5 protein-coding genes and 2 pseudogenes are annotated in these 7458 nt (G+C 50.0%); all 7 read right to left on the bottom strand.

All coding sequences use genetic code 11. The features are described 5' to 3' along the window. Positions 1-132 precede the first annotated feature (132 nt). A pseudogene (locus G1ANC_RS04145) lies at positions 133-840 on the bottom strand (GTP-binding protein); the annotation flags it as partial. A 135-nt stretch (positions 841-975) separates the two neighbouring features. Continuing rightward, positions 976-1173: pseudogene (locus G1ANC_RS04255) on the bottom strand (GTP-binding protein); the annotation flags it as partial. A 1-nt stretch (position 1174) separates the two neighbouring features. Further along, positions 1175-2812 (bottom strand): murein biosynthesis integral membrane protein MurJ, encoded by a 1638-nt coding sequence (gene murJ / locus G1ANC_RS03100; RefSeq protein WP_129693559.1) that lies wholly within the window; start codon positions 2810-2812, stop codon positions 1175-1177. A 3-nt stretch (positions 2813-2815) separates the two neighbouring features. Next, complete coding sequence (gene ftsH / locus G1ANC_RS03095) at positions 2816-4675, bottom strand: ATP-dependent zinc metalloprotease FtsH (RefSeq protein WP_129693558.1); 1860 nt, start codon at positions 4673-4675, stop codon at positions 2816-2818. A 53-nt stretch (positions 4676-4728) separates the two neighbouring features. After that, on the bottom strand, positions 4729-5574 hold the full coding sequence (gene tilS / locus G1ANC_RS03090) for a tRNA lysidine(34) synthetase TilS (RefSeq protein ID WP_164998000.1): 846 nt from the start codon (positions 5572-5574) through the stop codon (positions 4729-4731). Between the two features lie 62 nt (positions 5575-5636). Then, positions 5637-6881, bottom strand: a complete 1245-nt coding sequence (locus G1ANC_RS03085) for a hypothetical protein (protein WP_206660722.1) — start codon at positions 6879-6881, stop codon at positions 5637-5639. A 73-nt stretch (positions 6882-6954) separates the two neighbouring features. Further along, positions 6955-7218: a hypothetical protein gene (locus G1ANC_RS03080; RefSeq protein WP_129693555.1), complete on the bottom strand. Its 264-nt coding sequence runs from the start codon at positions 7216-7218 to the stop codon at positions 6955-6957. Positions 7219-7458: the final 240 nt, after the last annotated feature.

The following is a 7458-nucleotide window of genomic DNA, read 5'->3' as shown; positions in this document are numbered from 1 at the left end:
ATAGCATCCGCCCGCGCCGGCAGCCGACTCTCAACGCAAAGATACTCCCACAATACCCGGAGGTGATGCCAGTCTTGATCGGTGAGGGTTAGCTGGCTACGTGACATGTGTCCGCTCTCGAAACTTTTTCAACGTCACAGTATCACCCACCCGCGCTTCACGCGTGGTTTTCAAGTTGGTGACGATGTAGCCAATTTCACCGGTGTCAAGCGACGGGTCGGGGATCATGCCGGGGCTGAGATGACCAACTTCCAGCGCCAGCCCATTAGCACCGGTCGCCATCATGTGAATCGCTTCACCCTTTTTGATCTGCCCATCAACCACCCTGACATACAAAATTACCCCGCGGTAATCATCATAATAGCTATCGAAAATCAGGGCCCGAGTTGGGTCATCTGGCTGACCGGTTGGCGCTGGTATTCGCTCAACGATCGCCTCCAAAACCTGATCAACATTCTGCCCAGTTTTGGCAGAAATGTGAATAATCTCACTTTCATCACAGCCCAGCAAATTGATCACCTGCTTGGACACCCGTGGCACATCAGCGGCTGGCAAATCGACCTTGTTGAGTACCGGGATAATCGTGAGATCCTGCTCCATCGCCAAGTACACATTCGCCAGCGTCTGCGCCTGAATGCCTTGGCTGGCATCAACCACCAATACCGCGCCCTCGCAGGCCTGCAAACTACGCGACACCTCATAGCTAAAATCAACATGGCCAGGCGTGTCGATGAGATTGAGATCGTAGACAGTTGGCTGAGCCAGCCCATTCACGCCAACATCTGCACAAGCCCGAGAGCCAGACTGCGCTAAGCGGGTGGCAGTCGATGGGGTAGCGCCCGCTTCTGAAGAAATCTCTGATTTTTCAGAAGAAGGGGCGGATCGACTGACAGGACCCGCGTCTAGCGACCGACGTGAAGACTCTGCAAGAGTCTTCGACGATGGGAGCGGTAATGTGCCGCTCACTTCCACCTCCTGATATTCATATTTCATCCGCACCGGCGCGAGCTTAATGGTGATGCCCTTTTCACGCTCCAAATCCATGCTATCCAGCAGCTGCGACTTCATCTCGCGCTTCTCCACCGTCCCTGTCATCTCCATCATCCGATCCGCCAACGTCGATTTACCGTGGTCGATGTGAGCGATGATGCAAAAATTACGGATACGCTCCACTCTAACGCCTCACTCTGCCGAATAGCAGCTGTCGTAATTTCGCAACAATCGGATCCGCCTCTTCAAGCTTAAATACTTTGCTTAAAGCTATATATACCGCAAAACTCACCACCACAATAACAGTAAACTTCGGGAAAACCGCCATAAAATTCATATCGCGCGACTGCAGCTGTAACATCTGTACTACAAAATAAGTCACCACACCCATAATTGCACTGGCAATCATCATAGTAATAATACTGCGTAGTGTCTTGCGATTAAAAATACCTGGTGTACGTACGTGCAATATAGTTAGCAAAATCGCAATCTCTACCACCGAGACAATTGATTGCGCCCAAGCCAAACCAAACACTCCCCAGCCGAACAGCTGCGTGAAAACTATTGCCAATAAGATATTCAATGATATTGTAGCTATCGAAATATACAGAGGTGTTCGCGTGTCTTGCTGTGCATAGAATGTTCGCGCCATAATATGATAAAGCGTCCGGAAGAATATCGATATCACTAACGCACCGAGAACACTAGCAATCGCCGGCTGCCCGCCGTTCTTGATGAATGCCACCACATAACCACGCGCAAAGAAAGTAATCACAGCAATCGGCAAGGCTAACCAGACAATCCAGCGGAAAACCGAGCGCAACTCTTTCTTGAAGAGGTCAACTCGCCCTTCCGCTAACCGTTCAGTCATCCGCGGAAAAGCCGCATTGCTAATAGCTACGCCAACTAGATTCACTGGCATCAAGCTCAAACTAGACGCCTGCTGATAAACACGCATAATTCCGTCGCCCATCCGTGACGCTAGATTAATTTCAACAATTCCATTAAAATAATCAATTCCTTGATCAATTGAGCGTGGCGGCAAAAGCTTCAAGACTTGGCGAAAACCTTTGTTGCGCCAAGAAATCACTGGGCGATAGTCAAAGTTTATACCGACCAGACCAATTGAACTAACCACCAGCTGCAAAATTGCCCCTAATACTACGCCAAGAGCCACGCCCATAATGCCGCCTTCAAAAATCTGCCAACCAAAGATATTAATGCCGTTAGTAAAATATTTGGCACCGACGACGATACCTAGATTATAGATGGTTGGTGCTAGTGCCAAAAAAGTAAACCGGCCGATTGCTTGCTGCATGCTCGACACTACCGTCGCAATCGCGAACAAAAACGGATTGACGGCAATTATACGCATCATACTCACCGCCAAAGCATGTCCTTGTTCGCCAAAGCCCGGGCCAACAACATAGCGCACCAGCGGGTCGGCAAAGATGATAATTAGCACGCTAGTGATTAACGTCAATACCGCAAAGAGATTCAGCAAGCTTGAACTCAGCTCCCACGCCGATCGCTTATTGCCGCTCGCCAAACGCTGATTAAACACTGGGATAAACGATACGCTCAAAGCGCCCGACACTAGCAGGAAATACATAAAATCCGGCACGGTAAACGCCGCTACATAGGCATCAGCACCCACTTTATAAGTGTCTAGGTACATGCCATTAATTAAACGATCGCGGTAAATCCCCAGCAAGCTTGACAGCATTGTCGATCCAGACAGCAGAATTGCCGCCCACTGTACTGACAATTTGCTATTCGCTTTCGCAACAACCGACCGTACTCGACTTCCTCGCCCCGCCATAGTTTATGCGTGTAGTTTTACTTCCTTTGGCAGCACCGCATCCTTCATGTATTTAGCGGCGTCTTCTTCTTCGAGAGTTTCGTTTTTGAGCAAAGCATCCTTGAGCTTTTCAAGCACTGCCCGATTCTTGCTGAGTATTGTCTCGGCACGAACCGACGCTTCCTTGATTAGCGCCTCGACCTCGTTGTCGATCTCTTGTGCTGTCGCCTCTGAATATGGCCGGTCGTGGGTAATTTTGTCAAAAACCATGCCGCCATTGTCCTCGTGGAAGACTTGGTCGCGCAGTTTCGAGCCCATGCCTTGTTCAACTATCATATTGCGGGCAACTTTAGCGGCGTGGCGCAAATCACTGCCAGCGCCAGTAGTGATACCATCATCGCCGTAAATCAGCTTCTCGGCAATCCGGCCGCCCAGCGCTCGCGCTAGAATATCTTTAAACTCGTAAACATTAGTGTAACTTCTGTCTTCTGGAGGCAAGAACCACGTCACGCCGCCCGTACCGCCGCGCGGAATGATAGTGATTTTGTGTACTGAATCGCTATCTGGCAAAACATGACCAACAATGGCATGGCCAGCTTCGTGATAAGCAGTTAATTCCTTTTCATGGTCGTTCATTACTTTAGCTTTACGCTCCGGGCCGATAGCCACTTTTTCAAAAGCTTCGGTCAGGTCGTCATTCGACACTTTCTTGGAGTTGCGCCGCGCTGCGATAATTGCTGCCTCGTTAGCAATATTCGCCAAATCAGCACCGCTGGAGCCAGCCGTCTTAGCTGCTAATTTATCGAGATCGACCGTGTCGTCAGTCGGCTTATTTTTGAAATGAACTTTCAAAATAGCTTCGCGATCTTTGCGCTCCGGCAAACTAATCGTCACGTGCCGGTCAAAGCGGCCTGGCCTGAGCAGTGCCGGATCAAGCACGTCAGCCCGGTTGGTCGCCGCAATTACAATCACATTGGTGTCCGCTTCAAAACCGTCCATCTCTACCAAAATTTGGTTCAGCGTCTGCTCGCGCTCGTCATGACCGCCGCCCATACCGCTGCCGCGTTTGCGCCCGACGGCGTCAATCTCATCGATAAAAACAATCGCCGGCGCGTTTTTCTTAGCCTTCTGGAAAAGGTCGCGCACGCGGCTGGCACCAACACCGACAAACATTTCAACAAACTCTGAACCAGAAATAGAGAAGAAAGGTACATCCGCCTCGCCAGCTACTGCTCGCGCTAGCATCGTCTTGCCGGTACCTGGATCGCCAACTAGCAGCACGCCCTTCGGGATTTTGGCACCGAGACTTTGATATTTTTTCGGATGCTTGAGAAAGTCAACGACCTCTTGTAAATCCTGTTTAGCATTATCATTGCCAGCTATATCGTCAAACACCACCCGCTCTTTATCAAGGCCGTATAGCCTAGCCTTACTTTTACCAAAACTCATCGCCTGGCTATTCTGACCTTGGGCCTGCCGCATCATGAAGACGAACAACGCACCTATCAGCAGCACCGGCAAAACCACCGTCATCAAAGTCAGCATCACAGAATTATCAACTGGCGCGCTATCCGAAACAACTGCACGGCCTTTTTCGTTAAGTATATTGTCTTTCAGCAGCGACGAAACCCCGCCGCCTAAGTATGTCCGCTTAGATGGCTTATTCTCGCCCTTCATGGTCACCTGAAGGTCGCCGCCTTGGCCTTCGATCTTGGCTACTTTGCCTTCGTTGGCGTCTCGAATCACCTGAGCGATTGGTACTTCCTGGAGCGGCTTAGCCGGCATAAATGCCGCATATAGCGACAGTCCAATCAAAACGATAATTGCCCAGAATAAACCGAGCCGAACTTTATTACTCACCTTTTGTTTACGAGGTTTAGGCATTGAAATATGTATCCTTTCGTGGTTTTATAATCAAATTCAGAATATCTCTGTAATTATACCACCTTCGCGCAGTAAGTTCGAGAGGTAATTTCTAATTGCACGCCATCGCCGACATCAATTTTAGCGCCCGGCCGCGCCGTCTTGATAGCCAGCAAAGCCCGTTGAGTACGCGGCCGAGTCGGTCGCAGTCCGCCAGTTTGCCTGGCAATATCGCTCGCTAACAGCTCTAACGCTACGTCATCATCAATTTGCGACAAAAAATACCGCGAACCACTATTGCGCAGCGTGATCCGCTCAGTTTCGCGTTCAATATCTTTCCGTAAAGCTAGTTGTCTAGCACGTAACTGCAATAGTCTTACAACTGTGCGTTGACTAATAACACTTTTTAGTGCTTTTCTGACACGATTGCGTTGATAAAGACCGCTTGCGTTCGTTGCGTCCTCAACCCACTCCAAGCGATGCTGCAGCGCATAATCGTACAATTGCGTCTTGGTAAAAGAAATCAGCGGACGTCTAATTCCTGTGCGCGCTAGCACAGCTAACCCACGCCATCCCGTACCTCGCTCAATATTGATAGCAATCGTTTCGGCAACATCTTCAGCATGATGCGCCGTAACCAGCACCGCGCCAAACTTCTGTGCCTGTGCTAGCAAAAAGTCATACCGCTTCTGGCGCGCTAATTCTTCGCTAGCATTCGGCCCGAGATTAAGCGCCGTCGAAACGAACGGTAAATTATATTTCTGCGCCAACGCTGCCACAAACCGTGCATCAGCGCGCGAAGCCTCGCCGCGGATTCCATGTTCGACATGCGCTACAATTAGCTGATGATCTGACCGGCTCAGTATATCCAATAAACACACGCTATCCACGCCGCCAGAAACTGCCACTAGGTACGTCATATTACCTTTATTATAATCCATCAGGACGCTAGTATTAATTGATACTATATGCAGTAATACATTTATAAGTAGCGCGTACTGCCAAACGGAATCTTGGTGCGAACCGCCTCGGTATTAAGCGTACTAGCAGCGTGAATAGTCCGAGCGCCGTACCGCTGATTAATCTCGTCAATCGCCCAAGTGGTTTGCTGCTCGCGCGCTAATTCGTCGCCAAACAAACTCAGTTGATCGCTGGTGCTGTTATACAGATTATAACAATGCACGCCTATCTCGCGTATATCGCCAGCCGGCGCCTGGCAGAATAGCTCTTCGGCCACGCGCCACAACGCAGCATCGCTAAACATTGGCAGCGGCGCTAAATATTTACGCTGCCAGTAATTACCCGCGCGACCCCAGCGTCCATTATTCGACGATAGCTTTGAGTCGCTACCCACGCCCGCCATTCGCACATAAATACCGACGCCGCGCGCCGACTTGCGCTGCGAACGCAATTTTTGTCCAACCGCCTCGACTAAATTGTGCAATCGAGCGGCTATTTGTTGCCGCGGCATATTGCGCTCCTCTAGTACGTATTGGCGGCCGCATGTTTTAACGTCGCTTATCAAATCATCGACTTCCCAGCCATGCAGACGTTGATACCATTTTTCACCATTAATACTATGAAAAGCAGCATGAAGCGCCTCTGGCGACGATTCATACATTTGCAACGGCGTAAAAATACCCACCGCGTTCAGCCGCTGCTCGTTGTGCCGCGCAATTCCCGTTAGATCGCGTAAAGTTAAGCTAGCTAACACCGTTTGTACATTTTGCGCCGTCACGACATCAAGCCCGTCAGGTTTGTGCAAGCTAGCCGCCATCTTGGCCCAGAAACGGTTAGTACCGATACCGATATTACAACGCATGTACGAGCCTACTTCGGTGCGCAACCGATGCTTTATCTCTTTGCCGATCGCTTCTAAGCCGCGCGACCGCATTGATTCGGGCGCTACTGCAAAATCAATTATACCTTCATCAATGCTTTTCATTACCACCGACGGACTGTAGCTGTTCATAATTCGTAGCAGCTGCCGATATACCCAGCGATACTTCGGCGGGTCGCTGTCGAGCGCTACTAGCTCGGGACACAGGCGTTTAGCTTGGCGGTATTTCATGCCAGCCTTAACGCCGTAAGCTTTCGCTTCGTAACTCACGGTGATAACCGAAGTGTTCTCGACCAAACGATTAACTACCGCCACTGGCCGACCGCGCAGCAGCGGCCGCGACTGCTGTTCAATAGTCGCAAAACAGCTATTGAGATCTATATGCATAATCAGCGGTAATGTTTGATTATGTTCCAAGTTTAAGCCATTTGAGAGGGATTGCTTTCTTTGGCTAGCTGGTTCAGCCATGCTCCGCCTCGCGCGTCAATCGCCAAGTCAACCGCTCGCTATCGAATTCCAGCCGATAATCAGCTTGCCCGTCCGTCACATCAAAAATATGCATCGTTCGCCGTCCTTTAGCTACTGGATGCCGCAAACCTAGCTCGCTTACTTCAATCTCACGCCCATTCGGACGCCTAAACCGCCGCGGTACGCACAATTCTAAACCGCTGCCAAACGTCGCAATAACTTCTACTCGTTCATTCAATTCTAGCTCATCGTTCACGGCAAAATTATAGCACAGAATAGCAAACCGCCCTTGACACAGAAGGGCGGCTCACTAGAGAAGTACGGGAAATATTTCTCGAAGCATATTGTCCGACAGCTTCATTAAATTATCCTTAAAAAGCCTAGCTTGCCACCGATTACTGTTATCTGCTATAATCTACAGTGCTTTACTCTTGCGGCACTGTAGCTCAGTTGGTTAGAGCGTAGGACTCATAAGCCTAAGGTCACTGGTTCGATC

The organism is Candidatus Nanosynsacchari sp. TM7_ANC_38.39_G1_1 (assembly GCF_004138385.1).
The sequence above is the reverse complement of the archived record's forward strand: the minus strand, read 5'-3'. Positions and strand labels throughout refer to the sequence as shown.

Coding starts and splice junctions, on each gene's coding strand:
- G1ANC_RS03085 (WP_206660722.1), bottom strand. CDS start 6,881: ATGCATATAGATCTCAATAGCTGTTTTGCGACTATTGAACAGCAGTCG.
- tilS (WP_164998000.1), bottom strand. CDS start 5,574: ATGACGTACCTAGTGGCAGTTTCTGGCGGCGTGGATAGCGTGTGTTTA.
- ftsH (WP_129693558.1), bottom strand. CDS start 4,675: ATGCCTAAACCTCGTAAACAAAAGGTGAGTAATAAAGTTCGGCTCGGT.
- murJ (WP_129693559.1), bottom strand. CDS start 2,812: ATGGCGGGGCGAGGAAGTCGAGTACGGTCGGTTGTTGCGAAAGCGAAT.